This window comes from Rhodococcus sp. APC 3903 (assembly GCF_030407755.1).
In the GTDB taxonomy this organism is placed as follows: Bacteria; Actinomycetota; Actinomycetes; order Mycobacteriales; family Mycobacteriaceae; genus Rhodococcus_F; species Rhodococcus_F erythropolis.
In genome coordinates this window covers 211,445-227,646 of the sequence record NZ_JASDCV010000003.1, presented here as the reverse complement: position 1 = coordinate 227,646, position 16,202 = coordinate 211,445, and the positions used below count along the sequence as shown (strand labels likewise).

The following is a 16,202-nucleotide window of genomic DNA, read 5'->3' as shown; positions in this document are numbered from 1 at the left end:
TGCAGTAATCACCGGGCGTAGGATCGTCCCCGTGACTATCGCCCCAGAAGGACGTAAGCTGCTCCGCCTCGAGATCCGAAACGCGGAGACGCCCATCGAACGCAAACCCAACTGGATCAAGACCCGCGCAAAGATGGGCCCCGAGTACACGGAGCTCAAGGGCCTGGTCAAGCGTGAAGGTTTGCACACCGTCTGCGAGGAAGCAGGCTGCCCCAACATCTACGAGTGCTGGGAAGACCGCGAAGCCACGTTCCTGATCGGCGGCGAGCAGTGCACACGCCGCTGCGACTTCTGCCAGATCGACACCGGCAAGCCCGAAGCCCTCGACCGCGACGAGCCCCGTCGCGTCGCGGAAAGCGTTCAGGCCATGGGGCTTCGGTACTCCACGATCACCGGCGTCGCCCGCGACGACCTCCCCGACGGCGGCGCCTGGCTCTACGCCGAGACCGTCCGCAAGATCCACGAACTCAACCCGGGCACCGGCGTCGAGAACCTGGTTCCGGACTTCAACGGCAAGCCCGAACTGCTCGACGAGGTCTTCGCCTCACGCCCCGAGGTGCTCGCACACAACCTCGAGACCGTCCCCCGCATCTTCAAGCGGATCCGTCCGGCATTCCGGTACCAGCGCAGCCTCGACGTCATCACCGCAGCACGCGACTACGGACTGGTCACCAAGTCCAACCTGATCCTCGGTATGGGCGAAACCCCTGAAGAGGTCACCGAGGCAATGGCAGATCTCCACGCCGCCGGTTGCGACATCCTCACCATCACCCAGTACCTGCGCCCCTCGCCCCGGCACCACCCCGTCGAGCGGTGGGTCAAGCCCGAGGAGTTCGTCGCACACTCCAAGGCTGCAGAAGAGATGGGCTTCGCCGGCGTCATGGCCGGTCCGTTGGTTCGCTCGTCGTACCGCGCCGGACGCCTGTATGCGCAGGCCATGGCACATCACGGCCGTGAACTGCCCGAGGCGCAGCGTCATCTGACCGAGGGCGGAGACGCTTCCCAGGAAGCCAGCTCACTCATGGCGCGCCTGAATCGCTGATCCACTTTTTGCTGTGCGCCTTTATTAACCGCGGGCGGTTAGTAAAGGCGCACAGCAATGGACGTATCCTGGGTACATGGCGAACGGCAGCAAATCCGGTAAGGGCAAACCCACCAAAGAGGCAAAGGCTGCAGCGAAGGCTGCCCGCAAGCAGGCTTCCAAGGAACGTAGAACTCAGCTCTGGCAGGCATTCCAGATGCAGCGCAAGGACGACAAGCTCCTCCTGCCGCTGATGATCGGCACCCTCGTCGGTGCTGCTCTGGTCTTCTTCCTGGTCGGTCTCATCTGGGGCCTTCAGTGGTTCCTGCTGCCGATCGGCATCGTTCTCGGTCTCCTCGGCGCCTTCATCATCTTCGGTCGCCGCGTCCAGAAATCGGTGTACAAGAAGGCTGAAGGCCAGGCCGGTGCCGCTGCGTGGGCGCTCGACAACATGCAGGGCGCGTGGCGCGTCACGAATGCCGTCGCCGGCACCACCCAGCTCGACGCCGTTCACCGCGTCGTCGGACGGCCGGGTGTCATCCTCGTCGCCGAGGGTTCGCCGCAACGCGTCAAGGGCCTCCTCGCGCAGGAGAAGAAGAAGACTGCCCGCCTCATCGGCGACACCCCGATCTACGACATCATCATCGGAAACGACGAGGGCCAGGTTCCGCTCTCGCAGCTCCAGCGCTACTTGAACAAGTTGCCCCGCAACATCGACACCAAGCGCATGGACAACATCGAAGGTCGCCTCGCTGCGCTCAGCGCACGCGGCGGCGGAGCGGCGCTTCCCAAGGGCCCGATGCCCGGAGGCGCGAAGATGAAGGGAATGCAGCGAACCATTCGTCGTCGCTGACACTCCCCCACAGCAAACGAAAGACCCGGGCCCATACGGACCCGGGTCTTTCTTCGTTCGAGAAGTTTGTGTCAGCGCGACTTCACGAGCAAAGTGCCGGTCGCGCGGTCCTGCATACCGCGACCGTCGATGTCGGTGATGGTCGCGGGAATGACGAACACCAGCAGCGCCTGACGTCCCAACGCGCGCAGGAAGCCCACTCGGATCGGGCCTTCGATTCGCGCGACCTGAAGTCCGAGGACGAACTGCCCCGGGGTGAAGTTGAACAGCGCCACGGTGACGACACCGACGGCGAACCACACCATCAGCGTGACAGTCGAGGTCATACCGTCGAAGAAGTCTCCGGTGATGAGCGAGGCCACTCCCACGGCCATGACCCAATCCACCAACAGTGCGGCGATACGACGGCCCGAACCGACCAGCGAACCCGGCCCCTCCTGAGGGAAACCGAGGAACTCGCCACGGTACGACTGCTCACGGCCGTCCGTGCTCTTCGGCAAAGCTGCTTGCGGCCCAGAGAGCCAAGTTCCGGTGATACGTGCCATGCTGTCCAGGATAGGCGTCGCAGCACCGTAGTCCAGATTTGCCGGGTTTTAACTGTGTGGCCGGTCACATGGACTTCGGAAATCCCCAGGATGCTGCGACGCGTAACACTGCCGAAACAAAGGGTTGACGAGCGGGCAACACCAGCTCCCTACCGTCTGCCTCGACGGATTCAACCGACATCACTTGGCTGAAGCGACTTAAGGAGCACAAGCGTGGCGTTCACCACGGCCGAAGAGGTCATCAAGTACATCGCGGACGAGAACATCGAGTACGTCGACATTCGGTTCAGCGACCTGCCCGGCGTCCAGCAGCACTTCTCGATCCCGGCGTCTGCTTTCAACCAGGACGTGTTCGAGGACGGCCTCGCATTCGACGGATCTTCGGTCCGCGGATTCCAGTCGATCCACGAGTCCGACATGATGTTGCTTCCCGACGTCACCACGGCGCAGATCGACCCCTTCCGCAAGGCGAAGACCCTCAACATCAACTTCTTCGTGCACGACCCGTTCACCCGTGAGTCCTACAGCCGCGACCCGCGCAACGTTGCCCGCAAGGCCGAGGAGTACTTGGTCAGCACCGGCATCGCGGACACCGCATTCTTCGGCGCCGAGGCCGAGTTCTACATCTTCGACTCGGTTCGCTACGACTCCGGCATGAACTCCGCGTTCTACGAGCTGGATTCCATCTCCGGTTCCTGGAACACCGGCGCAGAGACCAACGCCGACGGCTCCCCGAACCTCGGCTACAAGGTTCGCGCCAAGGGCGGCTACTTCCCCGTCGCTCCGTACGACCACTACGTGGACCTGCGCGACGAAATCTCCACCAACCTGACCAACGCGGGCTTCGAGCTCGAGCGCGGCCACCACGAGGTCGGTACCGGCGGACAGCAGGAGATCAACTACAAGTTCAACACGCTGCTCGCAGCGGCTGACGACCTGCAGCTGTTCAAGTACATCGTCAAGAACACCTGCTGGCAGCACGGCAAGTCCGCGACCTTCATGCCGAAGCCGCTCTTCGGTGACAACGGCTCGGGCATGCACGTCCACCAGTCCCTGTGGAAGGACGGCAAGCCCCTCTTCCACGACGAGTCCGGCTACGCGGGCCTCTCGGACATGGCTCGCCACTACATCGGCGGCATCCTGCACCACGCTCCGTCGCTGTTGGCCTTCACCAACCCGACGATCAACTCGTACCACCGTCTGGTGCCGGGCTACGAAGCCCCCATCAACCTCGTGTACAGCCAGCGCAACCGCTCGGCAGCTGTCCGTATCCCGATCACGGGCAACAACCCGAAGGCAAAGCGTCTCGAGTTCCGCGCACCCGACTCCTCGGGTAACCCGTACCTCAACTTCGCTGCACAGATGATGGCCGGCCTGGACGGCATCAAGAACAAGATCGAGCCGATGGCTCCGGTCGACAAGGACCTCTACGAGCTTCCCCCGGAGGAGGCTCGCAACATCCCGCAGGCTCCGACCAGCCTCGAGACGGTCATCAACCGCCTCGAAGCCGATCACGAGTACCTGACCGAGGGTGGCGTCTTCACCACCGACCTGATCGAGACCTGGATCTCGCTCAAGCGCGAGCAGGAAATCGCTCCGGTCAACCTGCGTCCGCACCCGTACGAGTTCGAGCTCTACTACGACGTGTGATCCGCATCCTGACGTAAGTCAGACCTGCGAGTACCGAGTCCACCCGTCCCGCTTCTGCGGGGCGGGTGGACTTGTTTCGGTCCGAGGGAAACCCCTCGGACAGATGATGACCGGCCTTCATACCGGACGCGGTCGAATCGCGGATCAGCCGCGAGCACGTTCGCCGATGGCCGCATTGTTGACGATATGGGCGATTCGACCTGCCCGTGTTGCGTCTCGAGCGGCACAGACTATCCACCACAGCATCTGTTTGCGGGCGCTGGGCGGAAAACTGTCCCAGTTGCTTCGCGCTTGCGGGTCCAGGTCCAGCGCCGCCTGCAAGTCAGATGGTTCCTCGAGGTCTTCGACTTGGTCGAGAATCGTCCACCAACCAGTGGATTTCGCGGCAGCAATTGCACCGCGACCAGCAGCGGTCATGAGGCCACGCGCTTCCATATCAGCTGCGCGTTCGCGGTTGAGACGGGTCCAGGAACTCTTGCGTCTACGAGGCGTGAACAGTTGCAAATTGCGCTCTCCGTCGAAGATGGTGTTGGTGGAATCGATCCAACCAAAGCAGATGGCTTCCTCAACGGCCTGAGGGTAGGGGCAGCGTGGTCGGCTGGTGGTGGTGCGCCAGGAGCACAACCACACACCTCGGCCTGACGTGTGATTGTCCGTCAGCCAAGTTCGCCACTGTTCCCGAGTCTCGGCGTGGATGATCGGGTAGTCGAACTTCCACGTCGGGGGTGGACGGAAGCCGGTGGCGATGATTTCGAATTGGTCACTTACTCTCCAAGCTCAGAGGGAAACGGATACGTGTCTCGATAGACGAGGGGCCTGCGCAGGGCACACGCCCCTGCGGCAACCTGGACATGAATGGTCTTGTCGCACAATCCTCTTCTGACTGTCATGGTGGCGAGACCCTGAGGTGAAGGGCGAGCCGACTGACGGTGTCGGCAAGCTCGGTTGGTTCGATGACGACCACTGGGGCGGTGAGCGCAAGGCGCGCAACCGTCATGGCGAGCCTGCCGAGATCTTCGCTGCGGATCTCGACAAGGCAGCGGTCCGCTGCCACCTCGATCGGTGTGTGGTCTATCCATCTGAGTACGCCCTCGAGGTCGGCGAACGTAGCTTCGATGGCGAGTTTTGCATCGTGGTGACGGGGTGGCGAGCCGACTGATCTCGCGACGAAGCCTGCCGCGTCACCGCCCGGGATCTCGCGTGGCGTGAAATGACTGCCTGCCAGCCAGGGCTCCGAGAGCCGGTCCAGTCGAAATGTTCGCCAATCCGAACGATGGTGGTCCCATGCTACGAGATACCAACGACGTCCCGCCGTGACAAGGCGGTGCGGCTCGACGAGCCGTCTGCTGCTCTCGCCATCACCTCGCCGGTAGTCGAAACGAACGTGCTCGTGGTCGCGACATGCCGCAGCGAGCACACTGAGCGCTTCGGGGTCGACGACGTCGTCATCTGCCCGCCGCATGGAACTGACGCTCGAATGCAGTGCCGACACACGTCGGCGTAGTCGATGGGGCAGGAGTGCTTCGATCTTGGTCAGCGCGCGCAGCGATGTTTCTTCGATGCCTCCGATGGCGGCCTCGGCGGCGTAGCGCAGTCCGACGGCTACCGCCACGGACTCGTCATCGTCGAGGATCAGGGGCGGCACGTGTGCCCCCGTTGCAAGTCGGTATCCCCCGTACTTTCCGGACGTGGAATCGACCGGATAACCGAGGTCGCGTAGGCGATCGATGTCGCGGCGCACCGTCCGCTGCGTGACATCGAGTCGTGCGGCAAGTTCGGCACAGTGCCAGAAGCGATGGGTCTGAAGGAGCGAGAGCAATTGCAGTGCTCGGCCTGTGGGATCGTTCCGCATTTCTTCAGATTGCCAGCGATCTAGGACTTTATGTGTCCACGATGCTCCCTATCGTCGGAGCAACCGGTCGATCCAGACACGAGATCGGTACTCAACTCAAAGGAGCATCCGTGAACCCATCCGACTTCCCCAGGCCCGTCCTCATCCAAGTCAACGGCGTGGAACTCGAAGTCTTCGAAGCAGGGCGACACAATGCCGGGAAACCCATCGTGTTGTGTCACGGATGGCCAGAGCACGCCTATTCCTGGCGATACCAGGTGCCCGCCCTTGTCGAGGCGGGCTACCACGTCATCGTCCCGAACCAGCGCGGCTACGGGAATTCATCACGTCCGACCGAAGTGACGGACTATGACATTGAACATTTGGCGGGTGATCTCATCGCACTTCTCGATCACTACGGCTACGAAGATGCCACCTTTGTCGGTCACGATTGGGGTGCCTTTGTCGTGTGGGGCCTGACCCTGTTGCACCCGGACCGGGTAAACAAAGTGATCAACCTGAGCCTGCCCTACCAGGATCGCGGAGAGCAGCCCTGGATTGAGTTCATGGAAGCCGTGCTTGGCGGTGATTTCTACTTCGTCCATTTCAATCGACAGCCGGGCGTCGCGGACGCGGTGTTCGAAGACAACACATTCCGGTTCCTCCGCAACCTGTACCGGAAGAACGAACCCCTCAGGGAGCCTCAGCCGGGTATGGCGCTGATCGATCTCGCCAGAGCAGAGACACCACTCGGTGAGCCTCTGATGAGCGATAGCGAATTGGCCGTTTTCGTCTCCGCCTTCGAATCGACAGGATTCACGGGCAGTGTGAACTGGTACAGGAACCTTGACCGCAACTGGCGTTTGCTGGCGGAGGTGGACCCGATTATCCAACAGTCCGCACTCATGATCTACGGCGACCGTGACGCGATCGCGAGGGCTGAGAACCTGACAGAGTTCGTGCCCAATGTGGAAGTAGTCAATCTCGACTGCGGTCACTGGATCCAGCAAGAAAGACCCGAAGAGACCAACCAAGCGATCTTGAACTGGCTGGAACGGCAGGATGCCACATAGTTTCAAGGCTAGGTGCGGTCTCAGTGAAAATGTCAGTCTCATTCAAGTCCGGTAGGAGGCTTGATCCGGACCCACCTTGTGTGTGTATCAAGCGGATTGCTGAGCTCGGATGTGGACGAGTCGGTAAGAGTCGGTGGCGGTTTCGATGATGTTGCCGCCGCAAGGTGAGCCGATCCACGATGGCGGCGCAAGGTCGTGGGTCGGTGAATGCTGTCGTCCAGCCGGAGAACGATGCGTTGGAGGCGATGGCGACGGAGTTCTTTTCCTCCCGTTCGGTCAACACCTGAAAAAGCAGCTCGGCGCCTCGTTTGTCGAGTTCCATGTAACCGAGTTCGTCGATGCCGAGCAGATCCCCTCGGCCGTAGCGGGCGGTCCCGACCACCCACTGCCAGTCGGCCCAGGCCCAACCAGTTCCGGCATGGCCTGGATGGACGTTGTCGCCTGCTGCATCGACAAGAGCCTCTCGCCACACTTCAAATCGCCTCTGATCCAACAAGTTACCGGGCTCCGGAAGCGCGTCTACCTCTCCGACTCCACTTTCGCGAATTAACGAGAGCGTCGGAAAACAAGCCATGCACTCAACCCGGCGATGGGCACAAGCCAAATCCCGAAAAAGAAGGCGACTGCTCGCCACACACCAATTCGCCGGGACACGGAAACCACATCGGCTGTTCCGACAAGGCACACGGAAATCCATATCAAGGCGAGAGTGAATCCGCCGACGTACAGAAGAACGAACGCCCCAAATCCGTCCATACAGTCCATTCCACTGTCGGCGCAGTCCTGAAGCCCCGCCGCACCGAGTAGAGAAATGTTCACAGTGGCGATGCTACGGACCAGGGCGTCCCGAACTTCCAAACGACCCGGCGGATTCGGCGATGCGAACGCCGGTCAGCCCGTACAAAGTAGAAGCCCCACCCCCGTGGGGAGGGCGGGGCTTCATTCGATCCGGCGCTCACGCACAGTGGGAGGGTGGTGGACATGCCGGACCGACGACACGGCAGGGAGTCAAGCTGCCGCGCCCAAGCGCTGACCTGAAGGAATGCGCCTGAGATTGTGGTTACGAGAACCATCAAACCAGACAAACTGGACGCATGTTCAGGAATCGAAAGATTCGACCCCGCACGCTAGAAAAGATCTCACTGCACCCGATAGGTTTCGCTACGGCCAGGATCAACCAACCGCCGCATGATCTCGTACGCACGGTCCGGATCCGTGTACGGCGGAATCATCATCAGAACGAGTTGACGACCATAGATGTCGTCGAGATACATCAAATCGTGAGGCTGGCCAGGGTACGGACCCCGCACTTCCAGTCCGTCGACCTCGTCGATACGACGCTGCGCGCTGCTGATCGTGTTCCAGTCGAACGCAACCCGCGCGATCGGCCCCAACCTCAGCGAAAGTGCGGATATCAGATCGTGAAGCTCCGCCGTGACGTTGGTGGTCCATGGGAACCACGCGCCGTCTACCGATGCCTTGACGGCGCCTTGACCACGAAGCAGGAACCGCGGAGTCCGCGTCGGCGACGGGAAAGGTTGCCCGACATGGCGCTGCGGCGCTTCCATTGCATAGTCGAGAGTGCTGATGTGCGCCATGACGAGGCTCCTTAACGGAGGATTCGTGGAACCGTCAGGCAGAGGCGCCCGGTCGTGGGTTCCATACTTTCAGGCTACTCCGCTGCGCAATCCCGACTACGCATCGACGGAAATGATCACGCCGTTGTCGCCGTACGGGAACGGACCATTACCGATGTGACCGAGGGTGTTGAAGGATTTCGAAATAGGCACCATCACACCGTATTTCGCTTTCACTTTGCTGCGGATCTCGTCGAATTCAGGTCCGCCGCTCACCAAGTGAGCGGTCCCGGCAACCGGCGAAGAGCCGTCGGCAACCTTTCCGTGGTTGTTGCACGGCACGACGGTGACGCGTGGGTTGTTCCGCAGCCGCTTGGCCTTACCCGATTTCGAGGAAGTCCAGAACCCGATACGTCCGTCCGGCAATTGGCGCATGCCTCCACAAACTCCACGACCATGCACACGAATGAATTTTCTATGCCTCACGCGTTTCGAAACGGACAATTATCCGGACGAAGATGAACAACAGGTGCCGAGTGATGGAAATGTCGCGGAACGACCACGTCTCAGGTCGATTTGTGGCCCGCAGGTGTTGGAACATGACTTCTCGTGAATGCGGAACTCATCGTTCTCCTCGTCGTCGTCGTAACCGCTCTGGGGTTCGACTTCACCAACGGTTTTCATGACACTGGCAACGCTATGGCCACGTCGATTGCAACCGGCGCCCTCAAGCCCAAGGTGGCAGTCGCTCTGTCTGCTTCCTTGAACCTGGTCGGAGCTTTTCTCTCGGTAGAGGTTGCTGCCACCGTGGTCAAGGGCGTGGTGAACCTCGGAAATGTGGGTGGCCAAGCGCTGCTCACCATCGTCTTCGCCGGCCTTGTCGGCGGCATCATCTGGAACCTGGCAACGTGGTTGCTCGGCATCCCCTCGAGTTCCTCACACGCACTGTTCGGCGGCCTGATCGGCGCCGCCATCGCGTCCCTCGGAATGAGCGGTGTCGCCTGGAGCGGCGTGCTCAGCAAGGTTGTCATCCCCGCAGTTCTCGCTCCCGTCGTAGCCGGCTTGGTTGCAGCGGCCGGAACCTGGCTCATCTACCGCATCACCTCCAACGTCGGTGAGGAAACCAAGGACAAGGGTTTCCGACTCGGCCAGATCGGTTCGGCTTCACTCGTTTCCCTCGCCCACGGCACCAACGACGCTCAGAAGACAATGGGCGTCATCTTCCTCGCCTTGGTCGCCCATGGAACCATCTCCGCCGACGCGGACATGCCGTTCTGGGTCAAGCTCACCTGCGCACTCGCGATCGCTGCCGGAACCTACCTCGGCGGGTGGCGAGTCATCCGCACACTCGGCAAGGGCCTGGTCGAGATCGCCGCGCCGCAGGGCATGGCGGCCGAAGCATCTTCTGCTGCCATCATTCTCACCTCCAGCCACCTCGGTCTTCCACTCTCGACCACCCATGTGGCGACGGGTTCCATCATGGGAACCGGTCTGGGACGCAAGGGCGCCGAGGTTCGTTGGGGCGTCGCCGGACGTATGGCGGTCGCCTGGTTGATCACTCTCCCGTCCGCTGCGATCGTCGGCGCTCTGTGCTGGGGACTGGCCAACATCGTCGGCGGCCTGCCCGGTGTCCTGGTCGTCTTCGCTGTGCTCATCGCATTGGCCGGTTGGATGTACCTGCGCTCCCGCAAGGAGCCCATCGATCCGAGCAATGTCAACGCCGAGTGGGACGGCGGCCTGGTGCCTGCAGAGGTCCCCGGTCCGGACGCCCGCGTCACCACCGACGTCAAAGCCTGAAAGAGGGAATCGACATGGATATCTTGAAAAACACCGTCGACTCGCTCTGGCAGGTCATGCTTGTCGGCCTCCTGCTTGGCGCCGGACTTCCGGCGATCTTCGCAATCGGCCTGAAGTCCCTCGACGCCGGGCAACGTGGCAGTGGCGGCGGGAGCACTGCCGTCGCGGCTCGCAGTCCGTTGGCCGTGGCAGGCGCAGTGGTGTGCTTCGCGGTAGTGCTCATCGCGATCGTCACCGGAATCCTCTTCATCATGCAGGGCTTCCTCAGCCACACATTCGGCATCGAGATCTTCTGATCCCGTGCGCCCTCACGAGCGGAAAGACATCACCGTGACTGCACCGACTCCATCCCTTCCTCAATCCATTCTGGAATGGCTTCGCGCCGGCTACCCCGAAGGCATACCGCCCAAGGACCGCATTCCGCTGGTCGCATTGCTACGACGCAAGCTCTCGGACGCGCAAATTCGAGACATTGCCATCGGCGCTGCACTCGCAGAACTGAGCGACGTCAACAGCGACCAGGTGATCTCTAGCGACGAGATCAGCGCTCAGATCGCCGATCTCACGAGCCAGACTCCCTCGGACGAGGACATCGCGCGCGTTGCCTCCGTCCTGGCCGCCGCCGGGTGGCCCCTCGCTGATCTCGACAACGACTGAAGCTCGATTCGTTGAGTCTTCCACCACTTCTGGCTTCGATACTCGGCTGGCTCCGTGCCGGGTATCCGAACGGCGTGCCGGAGCAGGACTACGTCCCTTTGATGGCACTGCTCCGGCGACAGCTGTCCGACGACGAGATCGCCGTTCTTGCCGACGATCTCGTCGCCGACTTTCCGGTTCCGGTCGATCCGATCGACTTTCACGGTTCGGTCGATCCGATCGACTTTCCCGGTTCGGTCGATCCGATCGACTTTCCCGGTTCGGTCGATCCGATCGACATCGGCGTCCTCATCACCAAGGTCACCGACGATATTCCGCACGAATCGGACGTCGCCCGGGTACGTGAACACCTGATTCGTGGAGGGTGGCAAATCGACGCGCAACCTCCGGTCGACGACGCATGACGGCACTACCTAAATCAGACCAGTTTGATAACGAAACGGTAACGGAGCCGTCGACGTCAATACAGACCACTTAGTGTCATCAGGAATTCCGTGCCTCGGGGGGCTCGGTCGGATTTCGGTGTGCAAGCACCTTTTGGGGCGGGAGTAATACATGCACGAGGCTCACACAGATTTGGCGAAGAACCCAGATATTTCGAGAAACCGCATTTCGAAACGAATCAAGCGTCGGATCCTCGGCCTCGCCGCGACAGCACTCGCACTCCCCCTGACCGCAGGCCTGATCAGCGGATCAGTAGCGACCGCAGCGCCCGCGCGCACCGCCCCGGCCGGTGGATACGAGGAAGTGTTCGTCGACTCCTCGATGGGGCCGATCAAGGTTCAGATCCAGTGGGCTTCGCGCGGCGGCAACGCGGCGCTCTATCTTCTCGACGGTCTACGAGCACGCGACGACCGAAACGCATGGAGTTTCGAGACCAACGCTCTCGAGCAGTATCGCGGCGACAACGTCACACTGGTCATGCCGGTCGGCGGGCAGTCCAGCTTTTACTCCGACTGGTATGCGAACAGCAATTTGAATCGCCAGCCGGTCACGTACAAATGGGAAACCTTCCTCACCCAGGAACTTCCCGCCTATCTGGAATCGCGCGGCGTCTCCCGAACCAACAACGGTGTGCTCGGATTGTCCATGGGTGGCAGCGCGGCACTGACGCTCGCCGCCTATCACCGCGATCAGTTCAAGTTCGCCGGATCGCTCTCGGGATACCTCAACATCTCAGCTCCAGGCATGCGTGAAGCAATCCGCGTGGCCATGGTCAGCGCAGGGTCCTTCAATGTCGATGCCATGTGGGGACCGCCATGGAACCCCGCTTGGCTCCGCAACGACCCCTTCGTGTTTGCACCCGAGCTGGCTGGGCTCTCTCTGTACATCTCCGCCGCGAGCGGCCTACCCGGGCAGTTCGATCAACCTCGTCGTCCCGTCGACTTCGTGAATACCGGTAGCGCCATCGGCCTCGAAGCCCTTGCCCTGATGAACTCACGGGCATTCCAGCTGCGCATGAACTCCCTGGGAATTCCGGCAACGTACAGCTTCCCGGCCAACGGCACTCACTCGTGGCCGTACTGGGGCGCGGAACTGTGGAAAGCCCGAGGCCAGATCCTCGACACCCTCAACGCTTGGTGAACTGACAACGACTCGATCACCGACAATCGCAGGCCCCGACCGAATTTCGGTCGGGGCCTGCGTCGTTCGAAATCAGAGCGCGGCAAAGAGATCCACGGTATTGCCGTCGGGATCGAGAAGAACGGCGTAACGCTGGCCCCACACGGCATCAAATGGCTCTTTGTGCCCGGGGAAGTCGGCTGTCATGCGCTGATACGCCTCGTCGACTGCGGCGGGAGTCTCGAAATCGAAGGCCAAAGCGACGGGGTGTCGACCTTCCCCGACGACGAAGTCAGGATCGAAGCTCGCGATGGTGGACAGCGCGTCCCAGGCCAGCCGAAGCCCACTGTCGAAAGTGAACTCCACGTGTGGAGCGTCAGCGGGTGTTTCCGGAATGTCGAGCCCGAGGGTTCGGTAGAACGCGAGGGAACGCGCGAGATCGTTGGTGACGATTCCGACGAGATCGAGTCTCGGAGAGACGGACACGGTATTTCTCCTGTTTCGGGTCGAGAAGTGATCGGCGAGTGTGTGACGATGATCTGATGACCGGCACTGACACCCTCGCTCTTGACGGTAGTCGGACGGTAGCGTCGAGTCTTGAACAAAACGGCCACACCTATGTCGAGACTCGGATCACAGGTTCGGCCGGCCTCTTCAGTTGCACGTGGAAAAGCGCTACCGACCCCCATGCGCCCACGGAAGCAAAGCGGATTCTTCCCGATCTCTGCGCAGACTTCATCGTCGACAGCACCGGAAAGTCGTGGCTCGTCGGACCTGCCACCGGTGCCGATCTGGTTTCGGTCGCCGCCGGTACAACCATGTGGGGCATCCGGATCAATCCGCCGGCTCTGCGGAGCCTGCTCGGCACAGCGGCCGACGCGGTGCAGGATTCGAAGATCGCCTTCGACGACATCCTCACTTCCAGACAAGCGCGGGTACTTGCCGACGCCCTTAGCCACGAGGCAGTCGACGCTCACCTACTGGGCCAGTTGTGGCGCGGACTGGAACCCGACCACGGAATCGAGCGTGGTTACTCCGCGCTCATCTCCTCCCCTTCGACGCCGATACGAGAGATCGCCGCAGACCTCGGTGTTTCCGAACGTCATTTTCGACGCTCGATCACGTCGTCGATCGGGCTGTCCCCCAAAATGATTCAGAAAGTGCAACGTATCCAGGACGTGTTGACTCTCAGCCGCGATGCAAATCTCACGCTGTCGTCGCTGGCCGGTCGCGCCGGCTACGCCGACCAAGCCCACCTCGCGCGCGATACGCGAGCGCTGACAGGCCTGACACCGACTCAGCTACTGCGCGAGCACCGATAACGATGAGCGAAGACCTGTTCTCCGCCCTCGATCACCTGGCTGCCACGTCAACTGTCGTGATCGATCGCCCCCGAGGGTCGGCACACCCGCGTTACCCCGCTGCGATTTATCCGCTCGATTACGGCTATCTCGACGGGACCGTCAGCGCGGACGGCGACGGGATCGATCTGTTCCGAGGCTCTGCCGTCGGCAACGGCGTTGTTGCCATGGCCGTTATTGCCGACATCGACAAGAAGGACGTGGAAGTCAAGATCCTTCTCGACTGCACTGCCGATGAAATCGGCACTGCCGCAGCATTTCTCCGCGACACTTTGGGTCTCGGTACCACTGTCTTGCGGCGCGAAGTCAGCTGAGTTCGTCGAATCGCGGAACAAGATGCTCCGCAACCCACTTCGCTTCCTCGATCAGCGGCCAACCTGCCAGGATCAGTGCAGTCAAACCGGTTCGGCCGCGAAGCGTGCGTACCGAGTCCGTGATCGAATCCGGATCGCCGACGTAGTACACCGCCGATGACCCGGTGCCGAAGATGTCGAGAGGCGACCACGCTGTGATACCCGCGTACAGCCCGTCACCGACGTACAACTCCTCCGGTTCCGGAAGTCGGCCGGAAGCAATCTTGTCCGCCCAGCCCTGCCGCTGTGCGTCGCGAGCGGTGAAAGTCTTGAGGTCTTGCTTCCCCTGAGTACGACGACGCACTGCGTTGTCCAAGACATGAGCGATCTGCTCGACGCCCGTCTTCTCGAACAACGAACGGAACCGGTCGTGCGCCTGCGCCTTGGTGGGGCGAACGATCACCCCGGTCAGCGCACCGAAGTCGGTGAACTCGCGCCCGGCTGCCTCCGCCGCCGCCCGTGCGGCAGAGAATTTGTCTTCGATGAACGAAGTCTCGCGCAACATCGCCAGATAGGTGTCGAGCACCTTGCCTGAATTCGCCAGGCCTGCAGGCGAATCACCGGTACCCCACAGCGGAACCTGATGCCCAGCGGGCGCATCGATACGCAGTGGTGTGTTGGGAAAGTTCGACTCCGTGCCTTCGGCGTAGATGCGGCGGAAGTCCGCCCAGTACTGCTCCCCCAACTCGTAACGCTCGTCGTGGGGCACGTTCATGTCGTACTTGGTCAGGATGTTTTCGCGTCCGTTGACCGAGTTGATCAACAGTCGGCCACCGCTGAAGGCGTCGAAAGTCAATGCCTTCTCCGCCAGCAGTCGCGCCGGCGTCATGTTCGCGTAGACGGCGACAAGGAACTTCATGCGCGTGGTGTGCGCTGCCGCCCACGTCGCCGAAATGAACGGATCGTTCGGCCAGGTGGCAACAAGCGCACCTTCGAATCCGCCGTCGTCGATGGTCTTCGCGAGCTCGATCTGCCTGGCCCCGTCCACGGGGAACAGCCCACCGGGGCTCCACGGGTAGTCCCCGTCGGCCTGGGTGAGATACCAAAATGTCTTGAAGCCCATCAGTTCTGCACTCCAGCCGGCAGGTCGAACGATTCGATTCGGGCACGTGAGCGGATGGTGTCCGCATTCACGTTGTAGAGCGCGTCGAGGTACGCGACCGCGAAAGAACCAGGACCTGAGGCATTTTCCTCGGCGATCTCCGATGCCACGGCAACATGCGTATGCGCGGCAACCAATCCGTCCAGCGCGGTCGGCGTAACGGCGAGGTAGGCAGCGACCAGGCCTCCCAGAGAGCAACCGGTACTGGTCACGCGCGGCAACAGAGCGCTGCCACCGGAGACTCGGATGCCCCGAACGTCGCCGCCACCATCGCGGCCGACGATGTAGTCGACCGGGCCCGATGCCGACACGGCATCCGCATGCTTCAGAAGTGACAGAGCGGCGGGCACTGCGTCGGCGGAGTCGGAGGCACTGTCGACGCCGCGGGTGTCACCGCCGAGTCCGGCCAGAGCGATGATCTCCGATGCGTTCCCGCGGATGGCGCTGGGGTGAAAGCGCAGCAGATCCACAGCGATACCGCTCCGCCAGGGTAGTCCGCCGACACCGACTGGATCCAAAACCCATGGCGTACTGGCAGTTCGGGCCGCTTCTGCGGCAATCAGGAAGGCTTCGGCTGTCCCGTCGTCCGGCGTTCCGAGGTTGACGAGCACTCCCCCGGCGACGGCAGCGAACCCACCCGCTTCATGAACGTTGTCGATGTGAGCGTTGCTTGCGCCGGCAGCGAGCAGAACATTGGTCAAGAAGTTCGCCGAAACGATGTTCGTCAGCGACTGGACGAGCGGTACCTGATCGCGGAGTGCGTCGATCGCCGACGCGACGGTTTCGACAGAGACATTGTCAGACATAAGAATTCCTTCA

The 16,202-nt window shown here is 61.7% G+C and carries 19 protein-coding genes and 1 pseudogene; 11 read left to right on the top strand and 9 right to left on the bottom strand.

Translation table 11 applies throughout. The features are described 5' to 3' along the window. The first annotated feature begins 31 nt into the window (after nucleotides 1-31). Entirely contained in the window at nucleotides 32-1,042 is a 1,011-nt protein-coding gene (lipA, locus tag QMA15_RS05745; protein WP_003941610.1) for a lipoyl synthase, read from the top strand. Nucleotides 1,043-1,118: 76 nt separating this feature from the next. Then, nucleotides 1,119-1,874, top strand: a complete 756-nt coding sequence (locus QMA15_RS05740) for a DUF4191 domain-containing protein (protein ID WP_003941625.1) — start codon at nucleotides 1,119-1,121, stop codon at nucleotides 1,872-1,874. Nucleotides 1,875-1,945: 71 nt separating this feature from the next. On the opposite strand, the gene QMA15_RS05735 is transcribed toward QMA15_RS05740, so the two are convergent. Continuing rightward, nucleotides 1,946-2,419 carry an RDD family protein gene (locus QMA15_RS05735; RefSeq protein WP_021344607.1) on the bottom strand — a complete coding sequence of 158 codons (474 nt, stop codon included), beginning with the start codon at nucleotides 2,417-2,419 and terminating at the stop codon, nucleotides 1,946-1,948. Between the two features lie 213 nt (nucleotides 2,420-2,632). Here QMA15_RS05735 and glnA point away from each other — a divergent pair, with 213 nt between their 5' ends. Further along, nucleotides 2,633-4,069 carry a type I glutamate--ammonia ligase gene (gene glnA, locus QMA15_RS05730; protein ID WP_003941609.1) on the top strand — a complete coding sequence of 479 codons (1,437 nt, stop codon included), beginning with the start codon at nucleotides 2,633-2,635 and terminating at the stop codon, nucleotides 4,067-4,069. Nucleotides 4,070-4,213: 144 nt separating this feature from the next. Here the strand turns inward: glnA and QMA15_RS05725 are convergent, their stop codons facing one another. Beyond that, on the bottom strand, nucleotides 4,214-4,486 hold the full coding sequence (locus QMA15_RS05725) for a YdeI/OmpD-associated family protein (protein ID WP_229756959.1): 273 nt from the start codon (nucleotides 4,484-4,486) through the stop codon (nucleotides 4,214-4,216). Between the two features lie 469 nt (nucleotides 4,487-4,955). Then, nucleotides 4,956-5,921, bottom strand: coding sequence for a YafY family protein (locus tag QMA15_RS05720; RefSeq protein ID WP_070386512.1), 966 nt, complete (start codon nucleotides 5,919-5,921; stop codon nucleotides 4,956-4,958). A gap of 110 nt (nucleotides 5,922-6,031) precedes the next feature. Between QMA15_RS05720 and QMA15_RS05715 the strand changes: the two genes are divergently transcribed. Beyond that, nucleotides 6,032-6,973, top strand: a complete 942-nt coding sequence (locus QMA15_RS05715; RefSeq protein ID WP_290283753.1) for an alpha/beta hydrolase — start codon at nucleotides 6,032-6,034, stop codon at nucleotides 6,971-6,973. 87 nt (nucleotides 6,974-7,060) lie between these two features. On the opposite strand, the pseudogene QMA15_RS05710 reads toward QMA15_RS05715, so the two are convergent. From QMA15_RS05710 to QMA15_RS05700, 3 genes and pseudogenes are all read right to left on the bottom strand, one after another. Further along, nucleotides 7,061-7,343: pseudogene (locus QMA15_RS05710) on the bottom strand (ATP-binding protein); the annotation flags it as partial. 769 nt (nucleotides 7,344-8,112) lie between these two features. Next, a complete protein-coding gene (locus QMA15_RS05705; RefSeq protein ID WP_003941615.1) occupies nucleotides 8,113-8,571 on the bottom strand; it encodes a DUF5994 family protein in 459 nt (152 codons plus the stop codon). 96 nt (nucleotides 8,572-8,667) lie between these two features. Continuing rightward, the gene (locus tag QMA15_RS05700) at nucleotides 8,668-8,985 is read right to left on the bottom strand and encodes a F420-dependent protein (protein ID WP_290283752.1); all 318 of its coding nucleotides are present in this window, start codon (nucleotides 8,983-8,985) and stop codon (nucleotides 8,668-8,670) included. Between the two features lie 174 nt (nucleotides 8,986-9,159). On the opposite strand from QMA15_RS05700, the gene QMA15_RS05695 reads away from it, so the two are divergent. From QMA15_RS05695 to QMA15_RS05675, 5 genes are all read left to right on the top strand, one after another. Next, complete coding sequence (locus tag QMA15_RS05695; RefSeq protein WP_290283751.1) at nucleotides 9,160-10,347, top strand: inorganic phosphate transporter; 1,188 nt, start codon at nucleotides 9,160-9,162, stop codon at nucleotides 10,345-10,347. A 14-nt stretch (nucleotides 10,348-10,361) separates the two neighbouring features. Beyond that, a complete protein-coding gene (locus QMA15_RS05690) occupies nucleotides 10,362-10,643 on the top strand; it encodes a hypothetical protein (protein WP_290283750.1) in 282 nt (93 codons plus the stop codon). 34 nt (nucleotides 10,644-10,677) lie between these two features. Continuing rightward, on the top strand, nucleotides 10,678-11,004 hold the full coding sequence (locus tag QMA15_RS05685) for a DUF3349 domain-containing protein (protein ID WP_020908123.1): 327 nt from the start codon (nucleotides 10,678-10,680) through the stop codon (nucleotides 11,002-11,004). A gap of 11 nt (nucleotides 11,005-11,015) precedes the next feature. Continuing rightward, the gene (locus tag QMA15_RS05680) at nucleotides 11,016-11,408 is read left to right on the top strand and encodes a DUF3349 domain-containing protein (RefSeq protein WP_290283749.1); all 393 of its coding nucleotides are present in this window, start codon (nucleotides 11,016-11,018) and stop codon (nucleotides 11,406-11,408) included. 151 nt (nucleotides 11,409-11,559) lie between these two features. Then, nucleotides 11,560-12,588: an alpha/beta hydrolase family protein gene (locus QMA15_RS05675; RefSeq protein ID WP_175413854.1), complete on the top strand. Its 1,029-nt coding sequence runs from the start codon at nucleotides 11,560-11,562 to the stop codon at nucleotides 12,586-12,588. 72 nt (nucleotides 12,589-12,660) lie between these two features. Here QMA15_RS05675 and QMA15_RS05670 read toward each other — a convergent pair whose 3' ends face one another. Continuing rightward, nucleotides 12,661-13,053 (bottom strand): VOC family protein, encoded by a 393-nt coding sequence (locus QMA15_RS05670; protein ID WP_290283748.1) that lies wholly within the window; start codon nucleotides 13,051-13,053, stop codon nucleotides 12,661-12,663. A 56-nt stretch (nucleotides 13,054-13,109) separates the two neighbouring features. On the opposite strand from QMA15_RS05670, the gene QMA15_RS05665 reads away from it, so the two are divergent. Next, nucleotides 13,110-13,889, top strand: coding sequence for a helix-turn-helix domain-containing protein (locus tag QMA15_RS05665; RefSeq protein WP_256064314.1), 780 nt, complete (start codon nucleotides 13,110-13,112; stop codon nucleotides 13,887-13,889). Nucleotides 13,890-13,891: 2 nt separating this feature from the next. Then, entirely contained in the window at nucleotides 13,892-14,242 is a 351-nt protein-coding gene (locus QMA15_RS05660; protein WP_019748936.1) for an inorganic pyrophosphatase, read from the top strand. Here QMA15_RS05660 and QMA15_RS05655 read toward each other — a convergent pair. Both QMA15_RS05655 and thiM read right to left on the bottom strand, forming a co-directional pair. Beyond that, entirely contained in the window at nucleotides 14,235-15,344 is a 1,110-nt protein-coding gene (locus tag QMA15_RS05655; protein ID WP_021334208.1) for an LLM class flavin-dependent oxidoreductase, read from the bottom strand. The genes QMA15_RS05660 and QMA15_RS05655 overlap by 8 nt on opposite strands. Further along, a complete protein-coding gene (gene thiM, locus QMA15_RS05650; RefSeq protein WP_021334207.1) occupies nucleotides 15,344-16,189 on the bottom strand; it encodes a hydroxyethylthiazole kinase in 846 nt (281 codons plus the stop codon). The genes QMA15_RS05655 and thiM overlap by 1 nt, the downstream gene beginning before the upstream one ends. Between the last annotated feature and the right edge of the window lie 13 nt (nucleotides 16,190-16,202).

Coding starts and splice junctions, on each gene's coding strand:
- QMA15_RS05740 (WP_003941625.1), top strand. CDS start 1,119: ATGGCGAACGGCAGCAAATCCGGTAAGGGCAAACCCACCAAAGAGGCA.
- QMA15_RS05735 (WP_021344607.1), bottom strand. CDS start 2,419: ATGGCACGTATCACCGGAACTTGGCTCTCTGGGCCGCAAGCAGCTTTG.
- QMA15_RS05725 (WP_229756959.1), bottom strand. CDS start 4,486: ATGACCGCTGCTGGTCGCGGTGCAATTGCTGCCGCGAAATCCACTGGT.
- QMA15_RS05720 (WP_070386512.1), bottom strand. CDS start 5,921: ATGCGGAACGATCCCACAGGCCGAGCACTGCAATTGCTCTCGCTCCTT.
- QMA15_RS05705 (WP_003941615.1), bottom strand. CDS start 8,571: ATGGCGCACATCAGCACTCTCGACTATGCAATGGAAGCGCCGCAGCGC.
- QMA15_RS05700 (WP_290283752.1), bottom strand. CDS start 8,985: ATGCGCCAATTGCCGGACGGACGTATCGGGTTCTGGACTTCCTCGAAA.
- QMA15_RS05690 (WP_290283750.1), top strand. CDS start 10,362: ATGGATATCTTGAAAAACACCGTCGACTCGCTCTGGCAGGTCATGCTT.
- QMA15_RS05675 (WP_175413854.1), top strand. CDS start 11,560: ATGCACGAGGCTCACACAGATTTGGCGAAGAACCCAGATATTTCGAGA.
- QMA15_RS05665 (WP_256064314.1), top strand. CDS start 13,110: ATGACCGGCACTGACACCCTCGCTCTTGACGGTAGTCGGACGGTAGCG.
- QMA15_RS05660 (WP_019748936.1), top strand. CDS start 13,892: ATGAGCGAAGACCTGTTCTCCGCCCTCGATCACCTGGCTGCCACGTCA.
- QMA15_RS05655 (WP_021334208.1), bottom strand. CDS start 15,344: ATGGGCTTCAAGACATTTTGGTATCTCACCCAGGCCGACGGGGACTAC.
- thiM (WP_021334207.1), bottom strand. CDS start 16,189: ATGTCTGACAATGTCTCTGTCGAAACCGTCGCGTCGGCGATCGACGCA.